Consider the following 26336-nt stretch of genomic DNA (forward strand, 5'->3'; position numbering starts at 1 on the left):
TCTTTTTTCCTTTCGTGTTACAATAAAGGTATGAATCAGTATCAGAAAAAGATTGTTAAAGGAACCATTTATTCGCTTCTATCCGGCTTAATTTGGGGAATCTGTGGGATTCTAGGAGAGTATTTCTTTACTCATTATCAGGTATCTTCTGGTTGGATTACCTCTATGCGTTTGACATTGGCAGGGAGTCTTGTTCTCATTTGGTCTGCAATGCAATTAAAATCGCAAGTGCTAGATATTTGGCGAGATAAGAAAAATTACCTGCCCTTTTTAGCCTATGCTATTTTGGGGATTTTTTCAGTTCAGTATTTTTTCTATCTCTGTGTAGAATACTCAAATGCTGCGACAGCAACTATTTTACAGTTTATTAGTCCAGTTTTTATCCTCTTTTACAATCGCTTAATTTATAAAAAACGAGCGTCAAAAAGTGCTATTCTTTATGTTTTGGTTGCCATGTTGGGTGTTTGCCTGATGGCGACAAAGGGAGATCTCTCTCAATTATCCATGACACCACTAGCACTTGTGACGGGTTTGCTGAGTGCCATGGGGGTCATGTTTAATGTTATCTTACCTCAACCTTTTGCTAAGCGTTATGGTTTTGTACCCACGGTTGGGTGGGGGATGATTTTGGCTGGTTTATTTAGCAATGTCCTCTCGCCGGTTTACCAGCTTTCCTTTACTCTGGATATTTGGAGTATCTTGATTTGCCTTATTATCGCTTTTTTAGGGACGGCTTTTGCCTTTTTCATTTCCATGAAGGCAGTATCCTTGGTTTCTCCTTTGGTGGTTTCTGTTATCAGTGCCAGTGAACCTCTCTCTTCTGCCCTTTTGAGTGTTTTATTTTTAGGCTTGGTAGTGGATTGGTCCCTTCTTCTAGCTATGGCCTTGATTATTTTACCTATGATTTTCCTATCGATAGAAGAAGCGAAAGAAAGTAAATAAAAAGTCTTTTCTTAATTCTAAAAGTGTGCTATACTAGAATAGTCAATAAAACACGGGGAGATAGTTGTGAAGAGTGTTTTTAGGTTGTATCGGTAGGGGCTTGCTTTTACCGACAGCACGTTTTATCTCACATCCCTAAAAATCATACCTAAAAACAAACAAAAAGGCTTCAAATTTGAGGCCTTTTTTGGTAGAATAGGTATCATTAAAATGAACTAGGAGGCGCCTATGACTGCTACAAAAATGAACGCTCAAGAAATTATCCAATTTATCGCCAATGCTGAAAAGAAAACCAGTGTTAAAGTAACCTTTGAGGGACAACTCGCAACTGCTGTACCTGGATCTGTTGTCAAGCTAGGGAATGTCCTATTCGGAGATTGGAAGGACGTGGCTCCGCTTCTCGATGGTTTGGTAGAAAATCAAGACTATGTTGTTGAGCAAGACGCTCGTAATTCTGCAGTTCCCTTGCTAGACAAACGTGCTATCAATGCTCGTATCGAGCCAGGTGCTATTATCCGTGATCAGGTTGAAATTGGTGACAATGCTGTTATCATGATGGGAGCCGTTATCAATATCGGTGCTGAAATTGGTGCAGGAACTATGATTGACATGGGGGCTATCCTTGGTGGCCGTGCTATCGTTGGGAAAAACAGTCACGTTGGTGCAGGTGCCGTTCTTGCAGGTGTGATTGAGCCAGCTAGCGCAGAACCAGTCCGTGTCGGAGACAATGTTCTTATCGGTGCCAATGCAGTGGTGATCGAAGGAGTTCAAATCGGCAGTGGTTCAGTTGTCGCTGCAGGAGCTATCGTTACCCAAGATGTTCCAGAAAACGTTGTGGTAGCAGGCGTTCCGGCTCGTATCATCAAAGAAATTGATGCCCAAACCCAACAAAAAACAGCGCTTGAGGATGCGCTTCGTACCTTGTAATTGTAAAAGTAAAAAAGAGGCGGAACCCTTTTTCCAGCCTCTTTCTGCTATATAGGAGGATAGATAGATGTTAGATTTGATTCAGACTCGACGAGATTTGCACCAGATTCCAGAGATTGGCTTGGAGGAGTTCAAGACACAGGCTTATTTGTTGGCTGTGATTGAGAAATTGACTTCGGGTAAGGACTTTGTTCAAGTTCGTACGTGGCGGACAGGGATTTTGGTCTATTTGCAGGGAAGCCAGCCGAAGCGGACCATTGGTTGGCGGACAGATATTGATGGCCTGCCTATTGTCGAACAAACGGGACTGCCTTTCGCCTCTCAACACCAAGGTCGCATGCATGCTTGTGGCCATGATTTTCATATGACTATTGCCTTGGGCTGTCTCGAGCACGCCCTTGAGGAGCAACCAAAGAATAATCTGCTTTTTCTGTTTCAGCCTGCTGAAGAAAATGAAGCGGGTGGTATGCTCATGTATGAGGATGGTGCTTTTGGAGACTGGTTGCCAGACCAGTTTTATGGTCTCCATGTTCGTCCAGATCTAAAGTTTGGACAGATTGCGACCAATAACCATACACTCTTTGCAGGGACTTGTGAGGTGAAGATTCGTTTCAAAGGGAAAGGTGGGCACGCAGCCTTCCCGCATGAGGCCAATGATGCCTTGGTGGCTGCTAGCTACTTTGTGACCCAAGTACAGTCAGTTGTTAGCCGCAATGTTAATCCAATCGAGGGAGCAGTGGTCACCTTTGGAGTGTTTCAAGCTGGAACAACCAACAATGTCATCACAGATACAGCCTTTTTACACGGAACCATTCGGGCCTTGACTCAGGACATGAGCCTCTTGGTACAAAAAAGAGTCAAGACAGTCGCAGAAGGTGTTGCAGCAGCCTTTGATATGGAAGTCGAAGTAGAACTCAAGCAAGGAGGCTACCTACCTGTTGAGAACAATCCAGCCTTGGCGCGTGAACTGATGGACTTTTTTGAAGAGAAAGACGGAATCGAGTTGATTGATATCGAGCCTGCTATGACTGGTGAGGACTTTGGTTATCTCCTTTCGAAGGTAGATGGCGTTATGTTTTGGCTGGGTATCGATAGTCCCTACGCCCTTCATCATCCTCAGATGAGTCCTAAGGAAGAAGCCATAGCCATTGGGGTAGATGCAGTCTCTAGTTTCTTAAAAAAGAAGGCAGCAGAGTAGAGGAATTGTCTATGAAAGCAGAACTACGCAAGAAAATTTTGCAAGAAATGAAGGCTCTATCTCAGGAGCAAAAACAGGCTATGGATCGAGTTTTAACTGAGCGTTTCTTACAACACCCTTTTTACCAAGAAGCCAAGACCATCGCAACCTATCTCTCCTTCCCTCATGAATTTCAAACGCAAGAACTGATTGAGCAGGCGCTGAAGGACGGCAAAAAGGTTCTGATACCCAAAACCTATCCCAAGGGGCGCATGGAATTTGTGGTCTATCATCCGCAGCAGTTGGCAAAAACTTCCTTTGGTTTACTGGAACCGCAAGGAGACTTGGAAGTGGTGGAACCGTCTCAGATTGATTTGATTCATGTTCCAGGGTTAGCTTTTACGACAGAAGGCTATCGGATCGGATATGGTGGAGGATACTACGACCGCTATCTGGAACATTTTGCTGGGTATACCATGAGTACAATCTACCCTTGTCAAATTCAGGAGTTTAACTCGGAAAACCATGATATTCCCGTCCAGGAGGTGCTAATAGATGAAGGAAATCTTTGATAAACGTTATCCTGTGACGAGTTTCTTCCTCTTAGTGACGGCCTTGGTATTTTTACTAATGTTGGTCACTGCAGGCGGAAACTTTGACAGGGCGGATACCTTATTTCAATTTGGAGCTATGTATGGGCCAGCTATTCGGCTCTTTCCCGAGCAGATTTGGCGTCTCTTTTCTGCCATTTTTGTTCATATTGGTTGGGAGCATTTCATTGTTAATATGCTTTCGCTTTATTATCTTGGTAGGCAAGTAGAGGAGATTTTCGGATCCAAGAAGTTTTTCTTTCTCTATCTTTTATCAGGAATGATGGGCAATCTCTTTGTTTTTGTATTTAGTCCCAAATCCTTAGCAGCAGGAGCCTCGACTTCTCTCTATGGGCTATTTGCTGCGATTATTGTTCTTCGCTATGCAACGCGTAATCCTTATATCCAGCAGTTGGGGCAATCCTATCTGACACTTTTTGTGGTTAACATTATTGGAAGTGTTCTGATTCCAGGAATCAGCCTAGCAGGCCATATCGGAGGTGCAGTCGGTGGAGCATTTCTAGCAGTTATCTTTCCAGTTCGAGGAGAAAGACGGATGTATAGCGCTAGTCAGAGACTGGTAGCGTTAGTGTTATTTGTAGGACTCGCAGTCTTACTTCTCTACAAGGGAATGGGGTTGTGAAGGTTTATAAGAATAGTTATGTAATAAAAAAGATAAGGCATTTTTAAACCTTATCTTTTTATGTTATTCCTTCTCAGCCAATTCTTTTCCCAGTTGGATGATGTAATCTTTCAAGTCATCTTTGACTTGTGGGTGTTTGAGGGCATAGTCAATAGATGTTTTCATAAAGCCAAACTTATCCCCAACGTCGTAACGAGCTCCTGTAAATTTGCGAGCGAAAACACGTTGTATTTTATTAAGTGTATCAATAGCGTCGGTAAGTTGGATTTCATTTCCAGCACCAGGAGCTTGATTTTCGAGGATTTCAAAAATTTCTGGTGTGAGCAGATAGCGTCCGATAATTGCCAAATCACTTGGAGCATCTTCTGGAGCCGGTTTTTCAACGAAAGTTTCGACACTGTAGAGACCATTAATCCCTTCACCCTGAGGAGCTATAACTCCATATGCTGAAACGTCTTCATGAGGGACAGGCATAACAGCAATTGTTGATGCGTGAGTCGTCTCGTAATCGTTCATCAATTGTTTTGTCAAAGGTATAGCGTTGTCATCTGTGATATCCATTAGGTCGTCACCCAGCATGACAACGAAGGGCTCATTCCCTACAAAAGCTTTGGCTTGTAAGACCGCATCTCCCAGACCACGAGGATGGCTTTGACGGATAAAGTGAAGGCGAATGCCAGTTGTTTCGTCTACCAATTTTAGCAAGTCATGTTTGCCTTTTTCTTTGAGGTTGTACTCAAGCTCAAAGTTTGAGTCAAAGTGGTCTTCAATAGAACGTTTTGATTTACCAGTGACAACCAGAATATCTTCAATACCTGATTTAAGAGCTTCTTCGACGATAAATTGGATAGTTGGTTTGTCCACAATTGGCAACATTTCTTTAGCAAGTGCTTTGGTTGCTGGTAAAAATCGAGTCCCGAGTCCAGCGGCAGGGATGACTGCCTTTCTAACTTTTGATGTCATAAAAATCCTTTCTTTAGAGGGTTAAGACCACTCATTTTCTGCTTTAAATTCATTGTTCATGATGTCATAAATAGCATCTTTGATATTGGTTCCGTGGTAGATAACTTGGTAAATGGCCTGTGTAATGGGCATATAGATTCCAAGTTCTTGCGCTAGTTCATAGGCTGCTCGAGTCGTTGAAATTCCTTCAATCACCATGCCCATATTGGCTTCGATATCAGCTAGAGATTCTCCACGACCAAGAGCATCTCCGGCTCTCCAGTTACGAGAGTGGATGGAGGTTCCTGTTACGATCAAGTCTCCTACACCAGACAAGCCACTATAGGTCAATGGACTGGCACCGAGTGCTACTCCTAAGCGGGTAATTTCTGCCAAGCCTCGAGCGATGATGGCTGCCTTGGCATTGTCACCAAATCCTAAACCATGTAAGGCTCCAGCACCGACAGCGATAATGTTTTTAAGAGCACCAGCGGTTTCGACCCCGATAACATCCGTATTGGTATAAAGTCGGAAGTAGTGATTACTAAATAGCTCCTGAACGTATTGAGCTGTTTGTAAATCTTTAGAAGCAGCAGTGATTAAAGTCAGGTCACGTACAATGGTTTCTTCCGCATGACTAGGTCCTGAAACAACGACAATATCACTTCGGAGATGTTCAGGAATTTCTTCTTCAAGGATGGTTGATAATCGTTTATGGCTATCAGGCTCTAATCCCTTTGATGCGTGCATGATGATAGCCTTATGGTCTAAGGTTTTTGCAACTTGTTGGGCAACAAGTCGTGTCACTTTTGTTGGGACAACAAACAAAATCGCATCTACATCTTTTAATGTCTCTGCTAAGTCAGTGTAGGCATTGATTTTGTCATCTAGAACGACATCTTTAAAGTAGTGCTTGTTAGTATGATAGGTATTAATTTCATTGATTTGCTCGGGAAGATTTCCCCAAATACGTACCTCGTGTCCATTGTCATTTAAGACTTGTGAAAGGGCAGTTCCCCAAGAACCAGGCCCCAAGACGGCGATGGTTTGTTTTTCCATGTTTTCCTCCTTGATAGAGTCCTTTCTCTTATTCTATCATATTCTGGAGGATTTTGCACTTGCATTGCTGGGGGAGTGGTTGCTTTGTTACTTGAAAAATATATAAAAACCGAGCCTAAGTATTAAACTCTTAGACTCGGTTTTTATATTCCTTAAAGAATAACTCGGTTTATTTCAATTGATCTGTAATGTCTTTTGATAGCAACATTCCCAGATGATAAGTTTTATTGATGTAAGCAATGACATCATTGATATTTTCAGTCGTGTGAATTTTCTCTTTGATATCAGTCCTAAATGTTTCATCCTTCAAAAGTTGTTCTTGGTAGAGTTTTTGCAGTCTCTCCTTCTCGTACTTATTGAGCAGAAAAAGGAACACCAAGCTAATTACAACGAGGATATAAGCATATTGGCTCATAGAATATCTCCCTGTATGATAAAGAAGTAGTAGTGAGTAGATTGAATTAGTGAAGCGCCTAACCAAATCCCTGATAGGGTTTGACATTCGTTGCTTAGATTGCCTTGCATTCTAGTGACTTGAAGATTGCCACCAGCCACTAAGCCAATTAATAGATTTGGTTGACCAATTTAGTGAGGCGTTTAGGCAAGTGTCTCTGGTTACGACGTAAAGAAACATAAATCGATAATATTTATGTTTCTTTACTAATGAAGTGCCTAGCCAAATTCCTGACAGGATTTGGCGTTAGTTACTTAGATTGCTTTGCAATCAAGTAACTTTGGCGATTTACATCTTCTCTGGCGCTTCTACTCCAAGCAAGCGAAGGGCTTCTTTGAGAACGACTGCGGTTGCGTAGCTGAGGGCTAGACGGCTGTCGCGTTCTGGACTTTCATCCAAGATACGTGTATGTGCATAGTATTTGTTGAAGGCTTGAGCTAGGCTAATTGCAAATTTAGCAATGATAGAAGGTTCAAAGTTATCCGCCGCACGGTTGATAATACGTGGGAAGTCTTGGATGAGTTTGATGATTTCCCAACTTTCAGCGTCATTCAAGCTATAGTTGCCAGCTGTTTCTGGTTTGAAATCCGCTTTACGTAAGATCGATTGGATACGAGCGTAGGCGTATTGAACATAAGGTCCAGTTTCACCCTCGAAAGATACCATAGCCTCTAGGTCAAAGTCATATCCGTTTGTACGGTCAGTTTTGAGGTCATAGAATTTAATGGCTCCAACCCCAACAGCATGCGCTACTTGGTCTTTATTTTCAAGTTCAGGATTTTTAGCTTCAATTTGGGCTTTTGCACGGCTAACAGCCTCTGCAACTGTAGGCTCTAGCAGGATGACATTCCCTTTACGAGTAGAGAGTTTTTTCCCTTCTTTTGTAACCAAACCAAAAGGAACGTGAGTAATATCGTCACTCCAATCGTAGCCCATTTCTTGCAAGACAGCTTTGAGCTGTTTAAAGTGGGCAGATTGCTCTTGACCAACGACGTAGATAGATTTAGCAAATTGGTATTCGTTTTTACGGTAAAGAGCTGCAGCCAAGTCACGTGTGATATATAGAGTTGCTCCGTCAGATTTCTTGATGAGGGCTGGATGTTCAATTCCATATTTCTCAAGGTTGACAACTTGGGCCCCTTCTGATTCAACAAGAAGGCCTTTTTCAGAAAGAATGTCTACGACTGCATCCATCTTATCGTTGTAGAAGGCTTCTCCATTGTAGCTGTCAAATTCGACTTGCAATTCATTGTAAAGGCGGTTAAATTCCACTAAACTTTCATCACGGAACCATTGCCAAAGAGCGAGAGCTTCCTCGTCTCCATTTTCAAGTTTACGGAACCATTCGCGTGCTTCTTCATCCAAGCTAGGGTCATTTTCAGCTTCAGCGTTGATACGGATATAGAGCTTAAGAAGTTCATCAATTGGATGAGCTTTTACAGCTTCTTCGTCTCCCCATTTTTTATAGGCAACAATCAGCATCCCAAACTGTTTACCCCAGTCTCCCAAGTGGTTGACTTTGACAGTTTGATAACCGATTTTTTGGAAAATATGTGACAAGCTATCTCCGATAACAGTTGAGCGTAGGTGACCGATAGAAAATGGTTTAGCGATATTAGGACTAGACATGTCGATCACAACATTTTCTTGTTTACCAATATGTTGGTCAGCATAGTGTTCTTTTTCAGTGATAACAGCTTGCAATACTTGAGCAGAAATGGCAGATTTATCAAGGAAAAAGTTAACGTAAGGTCCTGTTGCGACAACCTTTTCAAAGGCTTGACTGTTAATTTTTTCAGCCAGTTCAGCCGCAATCATTTGTGGTGCTTTACGCTCGACTTTTGCAAGAGAAAAAGCAGGGAAAGCGATGTCTCCCATTTCTGAGTTTTTAGGGGTTTCCAGTAAATTTAAAATAGCCTCTTGGTCCAGGCTATCAATGATGCTAGCCAATTCACTAGCAATCAATTCTTTTGTATTCATTAAGAGCTCCTTTTTGGACTTTTCTACTATTTTATCACAATTTTAAAGAAAGAAGAAAAAATTTTTGAAATCTCCTATTTTTTTGGTATAATATAGTTATAAAATTAGTTATAAATATGCATATAAGAGGATTTTATGAGAAAAAGAGATCGACATCAGTTAATAAAAAAAATGATTACTGAGGAGAAATTAAGTACACAAAAAGAAATTCAAGATCGGTTGGAGGCGCACAATGTCTTTGTGACGCAGACAACCCTGTCTCGTGATTTGCGCGAAATCGGCTTGACCAAGGTCAAGAAAAATGATATGGTGTATTATGTACTAGCAAATGAGACAGAAAAGATTGATTTGGTAGAGTTTTTGTCTCATCATTTAGAAGGCGTTGCAAGAGCAGAGTTTACCTTGGTGCTTCATACCAAATTGGGAGAAGCCTCTGTTTTGGCCAATATTGTAGATGCAAACAAGGATGAATGGATTTTAGGAACAGTTGCTGGTGCCAATACCTTATTGGTCATTTGTCGAGACCAGCACGTTGCCAAACTCATGGAAGATCGTTTGCTAGATTTGATGAAAGATAAGTAAGGTCTTGGGAGTTGCTCTCAAGACTTATTTTTGACAAGGAGATACGGAAAATGGCGACAGAAAAGCTATCACCCGGCATGCAACAGTATGTGGATATTAAAAAGCAATATCCAGATGCTTTTTTGCTCTTTCGGATGGGTGATTTTTATGAATTGTTTTATGAGGATGCGGTCAATGCTGCGCAGATTCTGGAAATTTCCTTAACGAGTCGCAACAAGAATGCGGACAATCCGATTCCTATGGCGGGGGTTCCTTATCATTCTGCCCAACAGTATATCGATGTGTTGATTGAGCAGGGTTATAAGGTAGCTATTGCAGAGCAGATGGAAGATCCTAAGCAAGCGGTTGGGGTTGTTAAACGAGAGGTTGTTCAGGTCATTACACCCGGGACAGTAGTCGATAGCACTAAGCCGGACAGTCAGAACAATTTCTTGGTTGCCGTAGATCGTGATGGTAGTCAGTTTGGGCTAGCTTATATGGATTTGGTGACTGGTGACTTTTATGTGACAGGTCTTTTGGATTTCACGCTGGTTTGTGGGGAAATTCGTAATCTCAAGGCTCGAGAAGTGGTGCTGGGTTATGATTTGTCTGATGCAGAAGAACAGATTCTCAGTCGCCAGATGAATCTAGTGCTTTCCTATGAAAAAGAAGGCTTTGAGGACCTTCGTTTACTGGATTCACGATTAGCAGCGGTGGAGCAAGCGGCATCTAGTAAACTGCTTCAGTATGTTCATCGGACTCAGATGAGGGAATTGAACCACCTCAAGCCTGTTATCCGCTATGAAATCAAGGATTTCTTGCAGATGGATTATGCGACCAAGGCTAGTCTGGATTTGGTTGAGAATGCCCGTTCAGGCAAGAAGCAAGGCAGTCTTTTCTGGCTTTTGGATGAAACCAAAACAGCTATGGGTATGCGGCTCTTGCGTTCTTGGATTCATCGCCCCTTGATTGATAAGGAGCGAATCGTCCAACGTCAGGAAGTGGTGCAGGTCTTTCTCGACCATTTCTTTGAGCGCAGTGATTTGACAGACAGTCTCAAGGGTGTTTATGATATCGAACGCTTGGCTAGTCGGGTTTCTTTTGGCAAAACAAATCCCAAGGATCTCTTGCAGTTGGCGACCACCTTGTCTAGTGTGCCACTGATTCGTGCGATTTTAGAAGGGATGGAGCAACCTGCTCTAGCTTATCTCATCGAACAACTGGATGGAATCCCTGAGTTGGAGAGTTTGATTAGCGTAGCGATTGCTCCTGAAGCTCCCCATGTGATTACAGAAGGTGGTATTATCCGCACTGGATTTGATGAGACTTTAGACAAGTACCGTCGCGTTCTCAGAGAAGGGACTAGCTGGATTGCTGAGATTGAGGCCAAGGAGAGAGAAAACTCTGGCATCAGCACGCTCAAGATTGACTATAATAAAAAGGATGGCTACTATTTCCATGTGACCAATTCACAACTGGGGAATGTGCCAGCCCATTTTTTCCGCAAGGCGACGCTGAAAAACTCAGAACGTTTTGGAACCGAGGAATTAGCTCGTATCGAGGGAGATATGCTTGAGGCGCGTGAGAAGTCAGCTAATCTAGAGTACGAAATTTTTATGCGCATTCGTGAAGAGGTCAGCAAGTACATCCAACGTTTACAAGCTCTAGCCCAAGGAATTGCGACAGTTGATGTCCTGCAAAGTTTGGCGGTTGTGGCTGAAACCCAGCATTTGATTCGACCTGAGTTTGGAGATGATTCGTGGATTGATATCCAGAAAGGGCGCCATGCTGTCGTTGAAAAGGTCATGGGGGCTCAGACCTATATTCCCAATACGATTCAGATGGCAGAAGATACCAGTATTCAACTGATTACAGGGCCCAACATGAGCGGGAAGTCAACCTATATGCGTCAGTTAGCCATGACGGCGATTATGGCCCAGATGGGTTCCTATGTACCGGCAGAAAGTGCCCATTTACCGATTTTTGATGCGATCTTTACCCGTATCGGAGCAGCCGATGATTTGGTTTCAGGCCAATCAACCTTCATGGTGGAGATGATGGAGGCTAACAATGCCATTTCGCATGCGACCAAGAACTCTCTCATTCTCTTTGATGAATTGGGACGGGGAACTGCAACTTATGACGGGATGGCTCTTGCTCAGTCTATCATCGAATACATCCATGAGCATATTGGAGCCAAGACCCTCTTTGCGACCCACTACCATGAGTTGACTAGTCTGGAGTCTAGTTTACAACACTTGGTCAATGTCCACGTGGCAACCTTGGAGCAGGATGGGCAGGTCACCTTCCTTCACAAGATCGAACCAGGACCAGCTGATAAATCCTATGGTATCCATGTTGCCAAGATTGCTGGTTTACCGGCTGATCTTTTAGCAAGGGCGGATAAGATTTTGACTCAGTTAGAGAATCAAGGTACAGAAAGTCCAGTTCCTATGAGACAAACAAGTGCTGTCACAGAACAGATTTCACTATTTGATACGGCAGAAGAGCATCCTATCCTAGAAGAATTAGCTAAATTGGATATTTACAACATGACACCTATGCAGGCTATGAATGTTTTGGTTGAGTTAAAACAGAAACTATAAAGTCAAGACTTGCTAGTCATTCTAGCTGTATCAAGGAGACTTCTTTGACAAGTTCCCACTTTTTTGCTAGAATAACATCACACAAACAGAATGAGAAGGAGCTGACGCATTGTCGCTCCCTTTTGTCTATTTTTTAAGGAGAAAGTATGCTGATTCAGAAAATAAAAACCTACAAGTGGCAGGCCTTAGCTTCGCTCCTGATGACAGGCTTGATGGTTGCTAGTTCACTTTTGCAACCGCGTTACCTGCAGGAAGTGTTAGACGCCCTCCTTGCTGGGAAATATGAAGCCATTTATAGTATAGGGGCTTGGTTGATTGGTGTGGCCGTGGTCGGTCTGGTTGCTGGTGGTCTCAATGTTGTCCTTGCAGCCTATATTGCACAAGGAGTTTCATCCGACCTTCGGGAGGACGCCTTCCGTAAAATCCAAACCTTTTCTTATGCCAATATTGAACAATTTAATACGGGAAATCTAGTCGTTCGCATGACAAATGACATCAACCAGATTCAGAACGTCGTCATGATGACCTTCCAAATTCTTTTCAGGCTTCCCTTCTTGTTCATCGGTTCGTTTATCCTTGCGGTTCAAACTTTACCATCTCTGTGGTGGGTGATTGTTCTCATGGTGATCTTAATTTTTGGTTTGACTGCTGTCATGATGGGAATGATGGGGCCTCGTTTTGCCAAGTTTCAAACCCTTCTTGAGCGCATCAATGCCATTGCCAAGGAAAATTTGCGTGGCGTTCGCGTGGTCAAGTCCTTTGTCCAAGAAAAAGAGCAGTTTGCTAAGTTTACGGAGGTTTCAGACGAGCTTCTCGGTCAAAATCTTTACATCGGTTATGCCTTTTCAGTAGTGGAACCTTTCATGATGTTGGTCGGTTATGGGGCAGTATTCCTCTCTATCTGGCTAGTTGCTGGGATGGTTCAGTCGAATCCGTCAGTTGTTGGTTCCATTGCTTCCTTTGTCAATTACCTAAGCCAGATTATCTTTACCATTGTTATGGTTGGATTTTTGGGAAATTCTGTCAGTCGTGCTATGATTTCTATGCGTCGTATTCGAGAAATTCTGGATGCAGAGCCAGCCATGACCTTCAAGGATGTCCCAGATGAAGAGTTGGTCGGAAGTCTTAGCTTTGAAAATGTGACCTTTACCTATCCAACGGACAAGGAACCGATGCTGAAAGATGTGAGCTTTACTATTGAACCTGGTCAAATGGTTGGTGTAGTTGGAGCGACTGGTGCAGGAAAATCAACCTTGGCTCAATTGATTCCACGTCTCTTTGACCCACAGGGAGGGGCTATCAAAATCGGAGGCAAGGATATTCGAGAAGTGAGTGAAGGAACCCTGCGTAAAACTGTTTCTATCGTTCTTCAACGTGCCATTCTCTTTAGTGGAACGATTGCAGATAACTTGAGACAGGGTAAGGGAGATGCTACTCTATTTGAAATGGAGCGCGCAGCAAATATTGCCCAAGCCAGTGAATTCATTCATCGTATGGAGAAAACCTTTGAAAGTCCAGTTGAGGAACGGGGAACCAATTTCTCAGGTGGGCAAAAGCAAAGGATGTCGATTGCGCGTGGGATTGTCAGCAATCCACGTATTCTGATTTTTGACGATTCGACCTCGGCCTTGGATGCCAAGTCAGAGCGCCTAGTGCAAGAAGCCTTGAATAAGGACTTGAAGGGGACGACAACCATTATCATCGCGCAAAAGATTAGCTCGGTTGTCCATGCAGATAAAATCTTGGTTCTAGATCAAGGGCGATTGATTGGTCAAGGCACGCATGCAGACTTGGTTGCCAACAATGCCGTTTACCGTGAAATCTATGAAACGCAGAAAGGAAAGGAGGAGTAATATGAAGACAGTTCAATTTTTTTGGAATTATTTTAAAGTCTATAAGCTATCATTTGTAGTTGTTATCCTGATGATTGTTCTGGCAACTCTTGCCCAAGCCCTCTTTCCGGTATTTTCTGGACAAGCAGTAACGCAGCTAGCTAATTTAGTTCAAGCTTATCAAGATGGCAATCCAGAACTTGTTTGGCAAAGTCTATCAGGAATCATGGTCAATCTTGGTCTGCTGGTTTTGGTTCTATTTATCTCTAGTGTGATATACATGTGTCTTATGACGCGCGTGATTGCAGAGTCGACCAACGAGATGCGCAAAGGCCTCTTCGGTAAGCTTGCTCGCTTGACGGTTTCTTTCTTTGACCGCCGACAAGATGGCGATATCTTATCTCGTTTTACCAGTGATTTGGATAATATCCTCCAAGCCTTTAACGAAAGCTTGATTCAGGTCATGAGCAATGTTGTTTTATACATTGGTCTGATTCTTGTCATGTTTTCGAGAAATGTGACGCTGGCCCTCATCACCATTGCCAGCACACCAGTTGCCTTCCTCATGCTGATTTTCATCGTAAAAATGGCACGCAAATACACCAACCTCCAGCAGAAAGAGGTAGGGAAGCTCAACGCCTATATGGATGAGAGTATTTCAGGCCAAAAAGCTGTCATTGTGCAAGGTATTCAAGAGGATATGATGGCAGGATTTCTTGAACAAAATGAGCGCGTGCGCAAGGCAACCTTTAAAGGAAGGATGTTCTCAGGAATTCTTTTCCCTGTCATGAATGGCATGAGTCTGGTTAATACAGCCATCGTCATCTTTGCTGGTTCAGCTGTACTTTTGAATGATAAGTCTATTGAAACTAGTACAGCCCTAGGTCTGATTATTATGTTTGCCCAATTTTCACAGCAGTACTACCAGCCTATTATCCAAGTTGCAGCTAGTTGGGGAAGCCTTCAGTTAGCCTTTACTGGGGCTGAACGGATTCAGGAAATGTTTGACGCAGAGGAAGAAATCCGACCTGAAAAGGCTCCAATCTTCACTAAGTTGCAAGAAGGTGTTGAAATCAGTCATATTGATTTTTCATACTTGCCTGATAAACCTATTTTGAAAGATGTTAGCATTTCTGCCCCTAAAGGCCAGATGACAGCAGTTGTTGGTCCGACAGGGTCAGGGAAAACGACTATTATGAACCTCATCAATCGCTTTTATGATGTTAATGCTGGTGGGATTTATTTTGACGGCAAAGATATCCGTGACTACGACTTGGATAGTCTCAGGAGCAAGGTGGGAATTGTTTTGCAGGATTCGGTCTTATTTAGCGGAACGATTCGAGACAATATCCGTTTCGGTGTGCCAGATGCTAGTCAAGAAATGGTTGAGGCAGCAGCCAAGGCAACCCACATTCACGACTATATCGAAAGCTTACCTGATAAGTACGATACTCTTATAGATGATGACCAGAGCATCTTTTCAACAGGACAGAAACAATTGATTTCTATCGCTCGAACCCTGATGACAGATCCAGAAGTTCTCATTCTAGATGAAGCCACTTCGAACGTAGATACAGTGACAGAAAGTAAGATTCAGCATGCCATGGAGGCGGTTGTAGCAGGCAGAACCAGTTTCGTCATTGCCCACCGTTTGAAGACCATCCTCAATGCTGATCAGATTATTGTCCTTAAAGATGGAGAAGTCATTGAACGCGGTAACCACCATGAACTCTTGAAACTAGGTGGCTTCTATTCAGAACTCTATCACAATCAATTTGTTTTCGAATAAGAAAGAAGTTGTCCTATGTGGGCAGCTTTTTCTTATCCATAAAAAATATTTATCACGGACTTTAAAAAAACATATTAGACGAAAGGCATTTTGAGTGATATGATAGGACTATCGTTATACTCAATGAAAATCAAAGAGCAAACTAGGAAGCTAGCCGCAGGCTGTACTTGAGTACGGCAAGGTGACGCTGACGTGGTTTGAATTTGATTTTCGAAGAGTATTAACATTCGAAAGGAGAGACATCATGACTAGAACGGTTGTAGGAGTTGCTGCAAATCTATGTCCTGTAGACGCGGAAGGAAAAAACATTCATTCATCTGTATCTTGTAGATTCGCAGAGAGCATTCGTCAAGTCGGTGGTCTCCCTCTAGTTATTCCTGTCGGTGATGAGTCAGTTGTACGCGATTATGTGGAAATGATTGACAAACTTATCTTGACAGGCGGTCAAAATGTCCATCCTCAGTTTTATGGAGAGAAAAAGACTATCGAGAGTGATGATTACAATCTAGTGCGCGATGAGTTTGAATTGGCCCTCTTGAAAGAAGCGCTTCGTCAGAATAAACCAATTATGGCAATCTGTCGTGGCGTTCAGCTTGTCAACGTTGCCTTTGGTGGGACACTCAATCAGGATATTGAAGGTCATTGGCAAGGTCTACCTTTTGGGACTTCACATTCTATTGAGACAGTGGATGGCAGTGTAGTGTCTAAATTATTTGGTAAAGAAAGTCAGGTTAACTCAGTACATCGTCAGAGTATTAAAGACTTGGCACCCAATTTCCGCGTGACGGCTGTGGATCCACGTGATCAAACTGTTGAAGCAATCGAATCTATTGATGAGCACCGTATTATTGGTCTCCAGTGGCATCCAGAATTCTTGGTCAATGAAGAAGATGGCAACTTAGAATTATTTGAGTATTTATTGAATGAATTATAACGACTGGAAACCTAGTCGTTTTTTTGTCTTATTTCGTTCAAATTTTAATATTGTAACATTTTTTACGCAAATGTTTAAATTATGATAAAATTTGGAAAAATTCAGTATAAAAACTTGAAAAAATCTAAGGTAAGGGTTATGATAGAAGAGAAGAAATTTTGGAGGAATATTATGTCACATATTAAATTTGATTATTCAAAAGTATTAGATAAATTTGTTGCACCACATGAACTAGATTATATGCAGCCTCAAGTGACTGCAGCAGATTCTGCTCTGCGAAATGGTACAGGTCCTGGGGCAGAAATGACTGGCTGGTTGAACTTACCTGAAGAATATGACAAAGATGAATTTGCTCGTATTCAAAAGGCTGCTGCTAAAATCCAATCTGATAGTGAGGTATTGATCGTAATCGGTATTGGTGGTTCCTATTTAGGAGCTCGTGCAGCTATTGATTTCTTGAATAATTCATTTGTAAACTTGCAAAGAAAGGAAGAACGCAAGGCACCTCAGATCCTCTATGCTGGAAACTCTATCTCTTCAAGCTATTTGGCTGATTTGGTAGACTATGTATCAGACAAAGATTTCTCAGTAAACGTGATTTCTAAATCAGGTACAACAACTGAACCGGCTATTGCTTTCCGTGTCTTCAAAGAACTCTTGGTTAAGAAGTACGGTCAAGAAGAAGCTAACCAACGTATCTACGCAACTACAGACCGCGCTAAAGGTGCAGTTAAGGTTGAAGCAGATGCTAATGGCTGGGATACTTTTGTAGTGCCTGATAGTGTAGGTGGTCGTTTTACAGTATTGACAGCAGTGGGGCTCTTGCCAATCGCAGCTGCAGGAGCTGATATCAGCAAGTTAATGGAAGGAGCAAATGCTGCTCGCAAGGCTTATGCTTCTGATAAGTTGGCTGAAAATGAAGCATATCAATATGCAGTTGTACGCAATATCTTGTACCGTAAAGGTTATCTGACAGAAGTTCTAGCTAACTATGAACCATCTCTGCAATACTTCTCTGAGTGGTGGAAGCAACTGGCTGGTGAGTCAGAAGGGAAAGACCAAAAAGGGATTTATCCAACTTCAGCTAACTTCTCAACAGACTTGCACTCTCTGGGACAATTTATCCAGGAAGGTACCCGTATCCTCTTTGAAACAGTTATCCGTGTAGATAAACCTCGCAAAAATGTGCTGATTCCTGAATTGGCAGAAGACTTGGACGGTCTTGGCTACTTGCAAGGAAAAGATGTTGACTTTGTCAATAAAAAAGCTACAGATGGAGTGCTGTTAGCACACACTGATGGTGGAGTTCCAAATATGTTTGTGACACTGCCTGAGCAAGATGAGTTCACTTTGGGCTACACTATTTACTTCTTTGAGTTGGCTATTGCTCTTTCTGGCTACCTGAATGGTATCAATCCATTTGACCAGCCTGGAGTTGAAGCTTATAAGAAAAACATGTTTGCTCTTCTTGGGAAACCAGGCTTTGAAGAGCTGGGTGCTGAGTTGAATGCACGCCTTTGATTCTCATATGCTTTGAGTTCATTTAGAATATAAAAAGATCCACAAGTTCATTTCTTGTGGATTTTTAGTACAAGCCTCTTAATTAGTTTATTATTTTTTTTAAAAGTGTAAAAAAGAGTGTCTTAATTCTTTTATGAAAGCGCTGTATAATTGCCTTGTAAATAAAATTTGAGAGGTATCAAAATGAATGATTGGTTAAACATAAAAGGCAAAACAGTTCTTGTGACTGGCGCGTCATCTGGGATCGGTAAGGCAATCGTTGAAGAATTGCTGGAATTAGGAGTCAATGTAGCGAATTTTGATCTTAGCGACAACGATTTGCGTCACCCGAATCTATTATTTGTAAAAGTTGATGTAACTTCTCGCTCTGAAGTAGAAGAGGGTGTTGCCAAAATAGTTGAAAGATTTGGCAATATTGATGCAGTGGTCAATAATGCAGGGATTAATATCCCTAGATTATTAATCGATGCAGAAAATCCTAAAGGTCCTTACGAATTGGACGATGAGACGTTCGAAAAAGTAACGATGATTAATCAAAAAGGTTTGTATCTGGTTAGTCAGGCAGTGGGACGTATTTTAGTGAAAAATGGAAAAGGTGTAATTGTGAACATGGCTTCAGAAGCAGGCTTGGAAGGTTCTGAAGGACAAAGTGCCTATGCTGCCACAAAAGCAGCAGTCTATAGTTACACTCGTTCATGGGCAAAAGAGCTGGGTAAGCATGGTGTACGTGTGGTTGGAATTGCTCCAGGAATTATGGAAGCTACGGGACTTCGAACTCTTTCTTATGAGGAAGCTCTTGCTTATACCCGTGGAAAGACGGTAGAAGATATTCGAGCTGGTTATGCTTCAACTTCAACAACTCCTTTGGGACGAAGTGGTAAACTACGGGAAGTAGCTGACCTTGTAGCATTCTATATTTCAGACCGTTCTAGCTATATAACTGGAGTCACTACAAATATTGCCGGGGGGAAAACTCGCGGTTAAAAAAATGAAGGTGAGGAAGAGAGTTGACCATAGTAAATCGATGGTATAACATTTTAGAAAAAATGGTCTCACAGCCAACTTATTCCTTGGTAGATATGCGCTCAGAGCTGGATATTAGTATGCAAACCTTGCAAAAGAGTATCCAACAATTAAATGATGTTTTGGCTCCGAGTATCCAGATTATCTCACAAGATGATAAGTTAATGTTAGAGGTGTATGACTATACTGAGTTGGAAAGGATTTTATCTGGTAGTTTAAAACGGGAGAGTGACTTCAATTCTTCCAGTAAAAGAATTGCCTATTTACTAAAACGTTTAATTAAGTCAACCTCCCCTCTTCTTATTGACGACTTGGCTGAGGAGGCAGGTGTTAGTAGAAGTACCCTTAATAAGGATTTAAAACAAGTAAAATCTTTGGCAGAGAGTTACTCTATCACTATTTCAGGAAAGCCCAACCGTGGGCTGGAGGTCTTGGGGTCCGAGCTGAATTTGCGCTTGCTCTATATTCACCAAGTGGCCCCTTACTTTGAAGGAAAGACACTCACCGAGGCAACATCTTCTTTTCTGGAGACGCTACTCCAGGAGTATAAAATCCCGAAAGAAACAAAGGAACTCCTTCGAAAGACAATTTCAATTATGGTGGAGCGTATTTATGCATCTAGGGTGTTGAGTTGCCCTATTCCTTACTATAGGAATGATTTAACAGAGACACCTTTGGTTGAAAAATTAATCTATCATATTGAGATGACTTATAAGATTTCCCTCAGTCAGTTTGAAATAGACTTTTTGTGTTTTCCGTTTAATATCCGTTTTATTGACACTTTAAGCAAGCCGTCTTATCAATCTGAACAGCTTGCAAACATTTTTCAAGGGATTGTCAAGAAAGTCAAAGAAACAATGTTGGTTAACTTTGATGATGAAGAATTATTTGAAGAAATCAAGTCTCATCTAGGCCCCTTAATCAATCGACTGATTTTCCATGTGCAAGCTAATGATATATTCCATGGCGAGGTTCAAACTCAATATCCTTTTGCTTTTGAAATGGCGAAAATTGCTGGAGAAGAACTGTCTGCAATTTTTGGTTCTGAATTGGAATTATCTGAAATCGGATATCTGGCTTTGTATTTTGAAATGATTTTAAGAAAGCAAAACTCTGTTGTAAATGGTTCTCGCAAGCAGATAGCAGTAGTTTGCACAACAGGAAGAGGAACTGCTGCGATGATTATTCAGCAACTCAGACGAATCCTTGGAAATGATGTAGACATTACTCAGTATTCTGAAGAGGATTTTAATCTGGATTTGAATCAGGACTATTTCGCGATTTTTACGACAGTTCCTCTAAAATATAAAGATTCTAAATCTCCAGTCATTCAAGTTAATCATCTTTTTGATGATCAATGGCTGCGGGAAGAATGGCAGAGGGCCAATGCTTTTCATCAAAAAAATCTAGAAACAGTCAGCTTACGTTTTCTTCGGTTGAGTCCCCAAAAAACCTATCAGCAATACTTGCTAAATATGGTTGCAGAGTTAGAGAAACTTCAGATGATTGATGAAGGTTTTAGAAATCGGATAATTGATAGGGAGAAAAAACAATCAACCATTTTTGGTGGAGGAATTGCCTTCCCCCATACAATTAACCAGGGTTATGCAAAGACTATTTTAATGTTTGGAAAGCTAGAAGAGCCTTATCAAAAAGGAGATGATTGGATTGAATTTATCTTTCTAGTCGCCATTCCCTCAGAAATTGAAAGCAAAATGGAGAGTGAATTGCTGGAATTGTATGACGACATTTTTCGAATTGCAGGAGAGCCTTCTCTAAAAGAAGCTTTGAGGGCTGTAGAAACAGAGACAGAGTTTCTATCATTTTCTAAGAGCAAAGGAGTATTTTAATGAATTCGCTAATAATTTTCGCTGTATTTGTCATGGCAGCTTATATATTTCAAATGTTCCTCGGCTGGCAGCAACTCAAAGACTTCAATAAGACCTATACGATGCTCCGAAGACTGGGGCGCGTAGCGATTGGCAGGAAGTCCGGAAGAATCAAATCCGGTACGATTGTCATGTTCGCGGTTGATGAAAACGGTCGGGTTCTTAAAGCTAGCAAAATGCAAGGAGTCACAATCTTAGCACGTTTTCAAAATATGGACGATTATGTTGGAGAAGACATCCATTATTTTGACAAGTATAATCCTCTTGTGAGAAAAGAAAATAAGTTGATGCAATCAGCCATAGAAGATGCTAGAAAAGTCTATCTTTGGCATGAGGCAGGTATTGAGAAAGAGACAAGTTCATCTGATTCTTTTCTGGGATTCGGCTTTTATGCGAATTACTTACAATTATCTATTAAACAGTTATTTAAAAAAAATAAGAAAGGGAGTTCCTTATGAATCACATTACAAATTTTGCAGAGAGTTTTATGAAACTCTTCCAATTAGGTGGAGAAACCTTTATTAGCTGGATGACAAATATTGTACCGCTTGTCTTAATGCTATTGATTGCAATGAATACCCTTATCGCTTTCTTGGGAGAAGAGAAGGTCAATTCCCTGGCTAAGATTTCTGCCAAAAATCCTGTTAGCCGGTATATGATTTTACCTTTCATTTCAGCCTTTATGCTGGGGAATCCGATGGCAATCAGTATGGGACGTTTCTTACCAGAATATTATAAACCTAGTTTTGTAGCAGCTCAGATGCAGTTCTGCCATACTTCAAATGGTGTATTTCCGCATATCAATCCTGGGGAATTGTTTGTATGGATGGGAATTGCAACAGGAATTCAAACTTTAGGTTTAAGTCAAATGGACTTAGCCATTCGTTACATGCTTGTTGGGCTTGTCATGAACTTTGTAGGCGGTTGGGTGACCGATTTTACAACTGCTTATGTAGCAAAACAGCAAGGTGTTACCTTGAGTAAAACATTTGATTTATAGAAAGAGTGAAATTATGTCATATAAGAGTATAAAAGTTGTTAAAGGAAATGGCGGTTTCGGAGGACCTTTGGTCATTACACCTAGTGAAGCTAAGCATAAATTCATCTATATCACTGGCGGAGGAGAAAAGCCAGATATTGTGGATAAAATTGCTGATTTGACCGGTATGGAAGCTGTTAATGGGTTTAAAACTTCTATCCCAGATGAGGAAATTGCTTTAGCAATCGTGGATTGTGGCGGTACTCTTCGCTGTGGTATTTATCCTAAAAAGGGGATCCCTACAATAAATATTGTAGCTACAGGGAAAAGTGGGCCTCTAGCTCAATATATAACCGAGGAAATCTATGTGTCAGCAGTTGGCCTTAATCAAATTTCTGCTGCTAATGAAGACGAAAAAGCGACAACTGTGGTAACAGAAAAGCCAACTTACGATACTAGTAAAAAAATTACAGAGCAAAAAGCTGAAACAAGTATTGTAGCAAGAATTGGGATGGGCGCTGGGAAGGTCGTTGCGACTTTCAACCAGGCTGCTCGTGAAGCCATCCAAACAATGCTCAACACGATCATTCCTTTCATGGCCTTTGTTTCCTTGCTGATTGGGGTTATTCAAGGTTCAGGTGTTGGAAATTGGCTGGCAAAATTAATGGTTCCCCTAGCTGGGAACATCTGGGGACTCATTTTGATTGGCTTTATCTGTTCCTTGCCATTCCTATCTCCTTTGTTAGGCCCCGGAGCTGTTATCAGTCAGATTATTGGAACCTTAATTGGAGTTGAAATCGGCAAAGGGAATATTCCGCCCCAAATGGCTCTGCCAGCTATATTTGCTATCAACACTCAAAACGGTTGTGATTTCATTCCTGTAGCACTCGGTCTATCTGAAGCCAAGGCTGAAACAGTTGAGGTTGGTGTCCCTTCTGTGCTTTATTCACGCTTTCTCAATGGTGTTCCGCGGGTGCTAGTAGCTTGGATAGCTAGTATTGGCCTTTATCAGTAAACCTTTGATAGATGCACGTAAACATAGCAACTATTATGTTAAACTTATCTATAAGCATAAGTTTATGACAGATTTGAGAAAGGATGAATAGGAATTAGATGAAGAAAATTTTTGAAGCTAAAGTAATTCAAGTGGGGCCTGAAGCTCAGAATATGATTCAAGATGCCAATATGCTCATTTTGTTTGGAGAAGAAGCTCCGGAAGACTTAGCAGAGTATTGTTTTAAAATCGATAACAAAAATCTTCTAGGTGCAATACTAGAAGGTGGAAAGCTGGTGGTAGATAGTCAGGAATATTCGATTACTGCCGTAGGAAATGTAGTAGAAAAAAATTTAACTGGACTGGGCCATATCACGATTTCTTTTGATGGTTCAAAAGAGGGCAGCCTGCCGGGCACTCTCCATGTTGCAGCAGACCAAGCAGTAGTAATTGAAAAGGACTCTACCATTCAGATTTTCGAAACTGCTTGACCATAACAAAATTTAAAATCAAGCAATTTAGAAACATAAAAGTCAAAAAAATTGATTCAGAGCTTGGACAAAAAGTCCAGGCTTCTGGGTCTAAATTAGAAAAAATAGATGACGCGGTGGTTGATTGGCAAGTCAATCAAACTAGCCAGTCAGTGCAAGGGAATTTCCAGCAGATGCATCCACAAGGGGTGCCTGAACAGAAGGAAAAGACCAAAAAGGGATTTACCCAACTTCAGCTAATTTCTCAACAGACCTACACTCATTGGGTCAATTTATCCAAGAAGGAACTCGTATCATGTTTGAAACAGTTGTCCGTGTTGACAAACCACGTAAGAACGTGATTATCCCTACTTTGGAAGAAGATCTTGATGGACTTGGTTACCTTCAGGGAAAAGACGTTGACTTCGTTAACAAAAAAGCAACTGACGGTGTTCTTCTTGCCCACACAGATGGTGACGTACCAAACATGTACGTAACTCTTCCTGAGCAAGATGCCTTCACTCTTGGTTACACAATCTACTTCTTCGAATTGGCTATCGCCCTTTCAGGTTACTTGAATGCCATCAATCCATTTGACCAACCAGGTGTTGAAGCCTACAAACGCAACATGTTTGCCCTTCTTGGTAAACCAGGATTTGAAGAATTGAGCAAAGAACTCAACGCTCGTCTATAATTGACTAAAAAGAGTGGATTTACCACTCTTTTTGCTTTTTCTCGAAAAGAGAAATTGGACTCTGGCAAGACTTGTGATATAATATAGAGAGCAAAAAGGCAGACGCCTAGAGACTTTATAGGAGAAGATATGTCAAAAGATATTCGTGTGCGTTATGCACCAAGTCCAACAGGACTATTACACATCGGTAATGCCCGTACAGCATTGTTTAACTATTTGTATGCACGCCACCATGGTGGAACTTTTATCATCCGTATCGAAGATACTGACCGCAAACGTCATGTCGAAGACGGAGAACGTTCACAGCTTGAAAACCTTCGTTGGTTAGGCATGGACTGGAATGAAAGTCCAGAGACTCATGAAAACTACCGCCAGTCTGAGCGTTTGGAACTCTATCAAAAATATATCGACCAACTCTTAGCTGAAGGAAAAGCCTACAAATCTTACGTTACAGAAGAAGAATTAGCAGCAGAACGTGAACGTCAAGAAGCCGCTGGTGAAACACCTCGCTACATTAACGAATACCTTGGCATGAGCCAAGAAGAAAAAGCAGCTTACGTTGCAGAACGTGAAGCAGCTGGTATCATTCCAACTGTTCGTTTAGCCGTCAATGAAGCTGGTATTTACAAATGGCATGACATGGTCAAAGGCGATATCGAATTTGAAGGTGGCAATATCGGTGGTGACTGGGTGATCCAAAAGAAAGATGGTTACCCAACTTATAACTTTGCTGTCGTTATCGATGACCACGATATGCAGATTTCTCATGTTATCCGTGGAGATGACCACATTGCCAACACCCCAAAACAGCTTATGGTTTATGAGGCTCTTGGTTGGGAAGCTCCAGAGTTCGGCCACATGACTTTGATTATCAACTCTGAAACGGGTAAAAAATTGTCTAAACGTGACACCAACACCCTTCAGTTTATCGAAGACTACCGTAAGAAAGGCTATTTGCCAGAAGCAGTCTTTAACTTTATCGCCCTTCTTGGTTGGAACCCAGGTGGCGAAGATGAAATCTTCTCTCGTGAAGAACTCATTAAGCTCTTTGACGAAAACCGCCTCAGCAAGTCACCAGCTGCCTTTGATCAGAAGAAACTAGACTGGATGAGCAACGACTACATCAAGAGAGCTGACTTGACAACCATCTTTGAAATGGCAAAACCTTTCCTAGAAGAAGCAGGGCGTTTGACTGACAAATCAGAGAAAATGGTAGAACTCTACAAGCCACAGATGAAGTCAGTTGATGAGATTGTTCCGCTGACAGATCTTTTCTTTGCAGATTTCCCAGAGCTGACAGATGCTGAGCGCGAGGTCATGGCAGGAGAAACTGTTCCAGTTGTTCTAGAAGCTTTCAAAGCGAAACTAGAAGCGATGACAGATGAGGAGTTTGTGACAGAAAACATCTTCCCACAAATCAAAGCAGTCCAAAAAGAAACAGGCATCAAAGGGAAAAATCTCTTCATGCCAATTCGTATCGCCGTTTCAGGTGAAATGCATGGACCAGAATTACCAGACACCATTTTCTTGCTCGGACGTGAAAAATCAATCCAGCATATTGAAAACATGCTGAAAGAGATTTCTAAATAAAGAGGACTTCCGATGGATACATGGGAAAAGATGTATGAAGAAGCACGAACCTTATACAATCCTCATGAAGTTTCTGACTTTGTTTATGCTAACCATGTTGTTGCTGCGGTAGAAGCAGAAGATGGTCAGATATTCACAGGATTTTGTATGGAGGGCACTTGTGGCGTTTTTCATCTCTGCGCAGAACGAGCAGCTCTCTTCAATATGTATCAATTTTCAGGACAAACTAAAGTTAAGAAAATCCTCGCCTTTCGAGATAAACCTCCCTACGCCGAAGGATCAGGTATGCCCTGTGGCGCATGCAGAGAGTTCCTCTTAGAGTTGAACGCTGAAAATAAAGATGCAGAATTCATGATGGACTACAATACAAGAAAGACAGTTAAAGTCGCAGAACTAATGCCCTATTGGTGGGGAGAAGAACGTGCTTCTAAGTTTAATGAACAATAGAAGAGTCAGTACAATTCTGACTCTTTTTACTTAATTTGAAAAAAACAGAAAAAGGTGTTGACAAGTCTGAAAAAGTCTGTATAATAGTAAGAGTTGAAAACAACTCAGGTCCGTTGGTCAAGGGGTTAAGACACCGCCTTTTCACGGCGGTAACACGGGTTCGAATCCCGTACGGACTATGGTATGTTGTGGTTGAGGCACTTGATGAAAAAAGATTAAAAAAGTTTCAAAAAAGTGTTGACAAGCGAAAGCGGCTGTGATATACTAATATAGTTGTCACTTGAGAGAAGCAA

23 protein-coding genes, 1 tRNA gene and 1 pseudogene are annotated in these 26336 nt (G+C 41.7%); 21 read left to right on the plus strand and 4 right to left on the minus strand.

Annotation, left to right across the window (positions count from 1 at the left end; all coding sequences use genetic code 11):
• The first annotated feature begins 30 nt into the window (after positions 1-30).
• From B7698_RS01290 to B7698_RS01310, 5 genes are all read left to right on the plus strand, one after another.
• Positions 31-942 (plus strand): DMT family transporter, encoded by a 912-nt coding sequence (locus B7698_RS01290; RefSeq protein ID WP_084864406.1) that lies wholly within the window; start codon positions 31-33, stop codon positions 940-942.
• A gap of 228 nt (positions 943-1170) precedes the next feature.
• Entirely contained in the window at positions 1171-1869 is a 699-nt protein-coding gene (dapD, locus tag B7698_RS01295; RefSeq protein WP_049515894.1) for a 2,3,4,5-tetrahydropyridine-2,6-dicarboxylate N-acetyltransferase, read from the plus strand.
• A 67-nt stretch (positions 1870-1936) separates the two neighbouring features.
• Positions 1937-3067, plus strand: a complete 1131-nt coding sequence (locus tag B7698_RS01300; RefSeq protein WP_084864394.1) for an N-acetyldiaminopimelate deacetylase — start codon at positions 1937-1939, stop codon at positions 3065-3067.
• An 11-nt stretch (positions 3068-3078) separates the two neighbouring features.
• Complete coding sequence (locus B7698_RS01305) at positions 3079-3618, plus strand: 5-formyltetrahydrofolate cyclo-ligase (protein WP_084864395.1); 540 nt, start codon at positions 3079-3081, stop codon at positions 3616-3618.
• Positions 3602-4279 carry a rhomboid family intramembrane serine protease gene (locus B7698_RS01310; protein WP_084864396.1) on the plus strand — a complete coding sequence of 226 codons (678 nt, stop codon included), beginning with the start codon at positions 3602-3604 and terminating at the stop codon, positions 4277-4279. The genes B7698_RS01305 and B7698_RS01310 overlap by 17 nt, the downstream gene beginning before the upstream one ends.
• Positions 4280-4342: 63 nt before the next feature.
• Here the strand turns inward: B7698_RS01310 and galU are convergent, their stop codons facing one another.
• The 4 genes from galU to argS form a co-directional block, all read right to left on the minus strand.
• The gene (galU, locus tag B7698_RS01315; RefSeq protein ID WP_084864397.1) at positions 4343-5242 is read right to left on the minus strand and encodes a UTP--glucose-1-phosphate uridylyltransferase GalU; all 900 of its coding nucleotides are present in this window, start codon (positions 5240-5242) and stop codon (positions 4343-4345) included.
• A 21-nt stretch (positions 5243-5263) separates the two neighbouring features.
• Positions 5264-6280: an NAD(P)H-dependent glycerol-3-phosphate dehydrogenase gene (locus B7698_RS01320; RefSeq protein WP_084864398.1), complete on the minus strand. Its 1017-nt coding sequence runs from the start codon at positions 6278-6280 to the stop codon at positions 5264-5266.
• A gap of 169 nt (positions 6281-6449) precedes the next feature.
• Entirely contained in the window at positions 6450-6695 is a 246-nt protein-coding gene (locus B7698_RS01325) for a hypothetical protein (protein WP_000084858.1), read from the minus strand.
• Between the two features lie 327 nt (positions 6696-7022).
• Positions 7023-8714 (minus strand): arginine--tRNA ligase, encoded by a 1692-nt coding sequence (gene argS, locus B7698_RS01330; protein ID WP_084864399.1) that lies wholly within the window; start codon positions 8712-8714, stop codon positions 7023-7025.
• Between the two features lie 135 nt (positions 8715-8849).
• Here argS and argR point away from each other — a divergent pair, with 135 nt between their 5' ends.
• The 16 genes and pseudogenes from argR to B7698_RS01410 all read left to right on the plus strand — a co-directional run bounded on the left by argR (position 8850) and on the right by B7698_RS01410 (position 26222).
• Complete coding sequence (argR, locus tag B7698_RS01335; protein WP_001231476.1) at positions 8850-9296, plus strand: arginine repressor; 447 nt, start codon at positions 8850-8852, stop codon at positions 9294-9296.
• Positions 9297-9346: 50 nt separating this feature from the next.
• On the plus strand, positions 9347-11881 hold the full coding sequence (gene mutS / locus B7698_RS01340) for a DNA mismatch repair protein MutS (RefSeq protein ID WP_084864400.1): 2535 nt from the start codon (positions 9347-9349) through the stop codon (positions 11879-11881).
• Positions 11882-12027: 146 nt separating this feature from the next.
• Complete coding sequence (gene patA / locus B7698_RS01345) at positions 12028-13734, plus strand: multidrug efflux ABC transporter subunit PatA (protein WP_084864401.1); 1707 nt, start codon at positions 12028-12030, stop codon at positions 13732-13734.
• A gap of 1 nt (position 13735) precedes the next feature.
• A complete protein-coding gene (patB, locus tag B7698_RS01350; RefSeq protein ID WP_084864402.1) occupies positions 13736-15502 on the plus strand; it encodes a multidrug efflux ABC transporter subunit PatB in 1767 nt (588 codons plus the stop codon).
• Between the two features lie 244 nt (positions 15503-15746).
• Positions 15747-16436, plus strand: coding sequence for a gamma-glutamyl-gamma-aminobutyrate hydrolase family protein (locus B7698_RS01355; protein ID WP_084864403.1), 690 nt, complete (start codon positions 15747-15749; stop codon positions 16434-16436).
• A 171-nt stretch (positions 16437-16607) separates the two neighbouring features.
• The gene (locus B7698_RS01360) at positions 16608-17957 is read left to right on the plus strand and encodes a glucose-6-phosphate isomerase (protein ID WP_000018239.1); all 1350 of its coding nucleotides are present in this window, start codon (positions 16608-16610) and stop codon (positions 17955-17957) included.
• Between the two features lie 183 nt (positions 17958-18140).
• The gene (locus B7698_RS01365; protein ID WP_001000837.1) at positions 18141-18941 is read left to right on the plus strand and encodes an SDR family oxidoreductase; all 801 of its coding nucleotides are present in this window, start codon (positions 18141-18143) and stop codon (positions 18939-18941) included.
• A 62-nt stretch (positions 18942-19003) separates the two neighbouring features.
• Complete coding sequence (locus B7698_RS01370; RefSeq protein ID WP_080981318.1) at positions 19004-20830, plus strand: BglG family transcription antiterminator; 1827 nt, start codon at positions 19004-19006, stop codon at positions 20828-20830.
• A complete protein-coding gene (locus B7698_RS01375) occupies positions 20830-21327 on the plus strand; it encodes a transcriptional regulator GutM (RefSeq protein WP_001086645.1) in 498 nt (165 codons plus the stop codon). The genes B7698_RS01370 and B7698_RS01375 overlap by 1 nt, the downstream gene beginning before the upstream one ends.
• Entirely contained in the window at positions 21324-21869 is a 546-nt protein-coding gene (srlA, locus tag B7698_RS01380) for a PTS glucitol/sorbitol transporter subunit IIC (protein WP_001015684.1), read from the plus strand. Before B7698_RS01375 ends, srlA begins: the two co-directional genes overlap by 4 nt.
• Before the next feature lie 13 nt (positions 21870-21882).
• Positions 21883-22863, plus strand: coding sequence for a PTS glucitol/sorbitol transporter subunit IIB (gene srlE / locus B7698_RS01385; protein WP_020992831.1), 981 nt, complete (start codon positions 21883-21885; stop codon positions 22861-22863).
• 98 nt (positions 22864-22961) lie between these two features.
• Entirely contained in the window at positions 22962-23333 is a 372-nt protein-coding gene (locus tag B7698_RS01390) for a PTS glucitol/sorbitol transporter subunit IIA (RefSeq protein ID WP_008808177.1), read from the plus strand.
• 196 nt (positions 23334-23529) lie between these two features.
• Positions 23530-24006, plus strand: a pseudogene (pgi, locus tag B7698_RS01395) (glucose-6-phosphate isomerase); the annotation flags it as partial.
• Positions 24007-24135: 129 nt separating this feature from the next.
• A complete protein-coding gene (gene gltX / locus B7698_RS01400) occupies positions 24136-25596 on the plus strand; it encodes a glutamate--tRNA ligase (protein WP_084864404.1) in 1461 nt (486 codons plus the stop codon).
• Between the two features lie 12 nt (positions 25597-25608).
• Positions 25609-26043 carry a cytidine deaminase family protein gene (locus B7698_RS01405; protein ID WP_084864405.1) on the plus strand — a complete coding sequence of 145 codons (435 nt, stop codon included), beginning with the start codon at positions 25609-25611 and terminating at the stop codon, positions 26041-26043.
• Between the two features lie 107 nt (positions 26044-26150).
• Positions 26151-26222: transfer RNA gene (locus B7698_RS01410), tRNA-Glu, on the plus strand.
• Positions 26223-26336 lie beyond the last annotated feature (114 nt).

Origin of the sequence: Streptococcus mitis (assembly GCF_002096855.1) — a bacterium.
GTDB lineage: Bacteria > Bacillota > Bacilli > Lactobacillales > Streptococcaceae > Streptococcus > Streptococcus mitis_Y.

Coding starts and splice junctions, on each gene's coding strand:
- B7698_RS01290 (WP_084864406.1), top strand. CDS start 31: ATGAATCAGTATCAGAAAAAGATTGTTAAAGGAACCATTTATTCGCTT.
- dapD (WP_049515894.1), top strand. CDS start 1,171: ATGACTGCTACAAAAATGAACGCTCAAGAAATTATCCAATTTATCGCC.
- B7698_RS01300 (WP_084864394.1), top strand. CDS start 1,937: ATGTTAGATTTGATTCAGACTCGACGAGATTTGCACCAGATTCCAGAG.
- B7698_RS01305 (WP_084864395.1), top strand. CDS start 3,079: ATGAAAGCAGAACTACGCAAGAAAATTTTGCAAGAAATGAAGGCTCTA.
- B7698_RS01310 (WP_084864396.1), top strand. CDS start 3,602: ATGAAGGAAATCTTTGATAAACGTTATCCTGTGACGAGTTTCTTCCTC.
- galU (WP_084864397.1), bottom strand. CDS start 5,242: ATGACATCAAAAGTTAGAAAGGCAGTCATCCCTGCCGCTGGACTCGGG.
- B7698_RS01320 (WP_084864398.1), bottom strand. CDS start 6,280: ATGGAAAAACAAACCATCGCCGTCTTGGGGCCTGGTTCTTGGGGAACT.
- B7698_RS01325 (WP_000084858.1), bottom strand. CDS start 6,695: ATGAGCCAATATGCTTATATCCTCGTTGTAATTAGCTTGGTGTTCCTT.
- argS (WP_084864399.1), bottom strand. CDS start 8,714: ATGAATACAAAAGAATTGATTGCTAGTGAATTGGCTAGCATCATTGAT.
- argR (WP_001231476.1), top strand. CDS start 8,850: ATGAGAAAAAGAGATCGACATCAGTTAATAAAAAAAATGATTACTGAG.
- mutS (WP_084864400.1), top strand. CDS start 9,347: ATGGCGACAGAAAAGCTATCACCCGGCATGCAACAGTATGTGGATATT.
- patA (WP_084864401.1), top strand. CDS start 12,028: ATGCTGATTCAGAAAATAAAAACCTACAAGTGGCAGGCCTTAGCTTCG.
- patB (WP_084864402.1), top strand. CDS start 13,736: ATGAAGACAGTTCAATTTTTTTGGAATTATTTTAAAGTCTATAAGCTA.
- B7698_RS01355 (WP_084864403.1), top strand. CDS start 15,747: ATGACTAGAACGGTTGTAGGAGTTGCTGCAAATCTATGTCCTGTAGAC.
- B7698_RS01360 (WP_000018239.1), top strand. CDS start 16,608: ATGTCACATATTAAATTTGATTATTCAAAAGTATTAGATAAATTTGTT.
- B7698_RS01365 (WP_001000837.1), top strand. CDS start 18,141: ATGAATGATTGGTTAAACATAAAAGGCAAAACAGTTCTTGTGACTGGC.
- B7698_RS01370 (WP_080981318.1), top strand. CDS start 19,004: ATGGTCTCACAGCCAACTTATTCCTTGGTAGATATGCGCTCAGAGCTG.
- B7698_RS01375 (WP_001086645.1), top strand. CDS start 20,830: ATGAATTCGCTAATAATTTTCGCTGTATTTGTCATGGCAGCTTATATA.
- srlA (WP_001015684.1), top strand. CDS start 21,324: ATGAATCACATTACAAATTTTGCAGAGAGTTTTATGAAACTCTTCCAA.
- srlE (WP_020992831.1), top strand. CDS start 21,883: ATGTCATATAAGAGTATAAAAGTTGTTAAAGGAAATGGCGGTTTCGGA.
- B7698_RS01390 (WP_008808177.1), top strand. CDS start 22,962: ATGAAGAAAATTTTTGAAGCTAAAGTAATTCAAGTGGGGCCTGAAGCT.
- gltX (WP_084864404.1), top strand. CDS start 24,136: ATGTCAAAAGATATTCGTGTGCGTTATGCACCAAGTCCAACAGGACTA.
- B7698_RS01405 (WP_084864405.1), top strand. CDS start 25,609: ATGGATACATGGGAAAAGATGTATGAAGAAGCACGAACCTTATACAAT.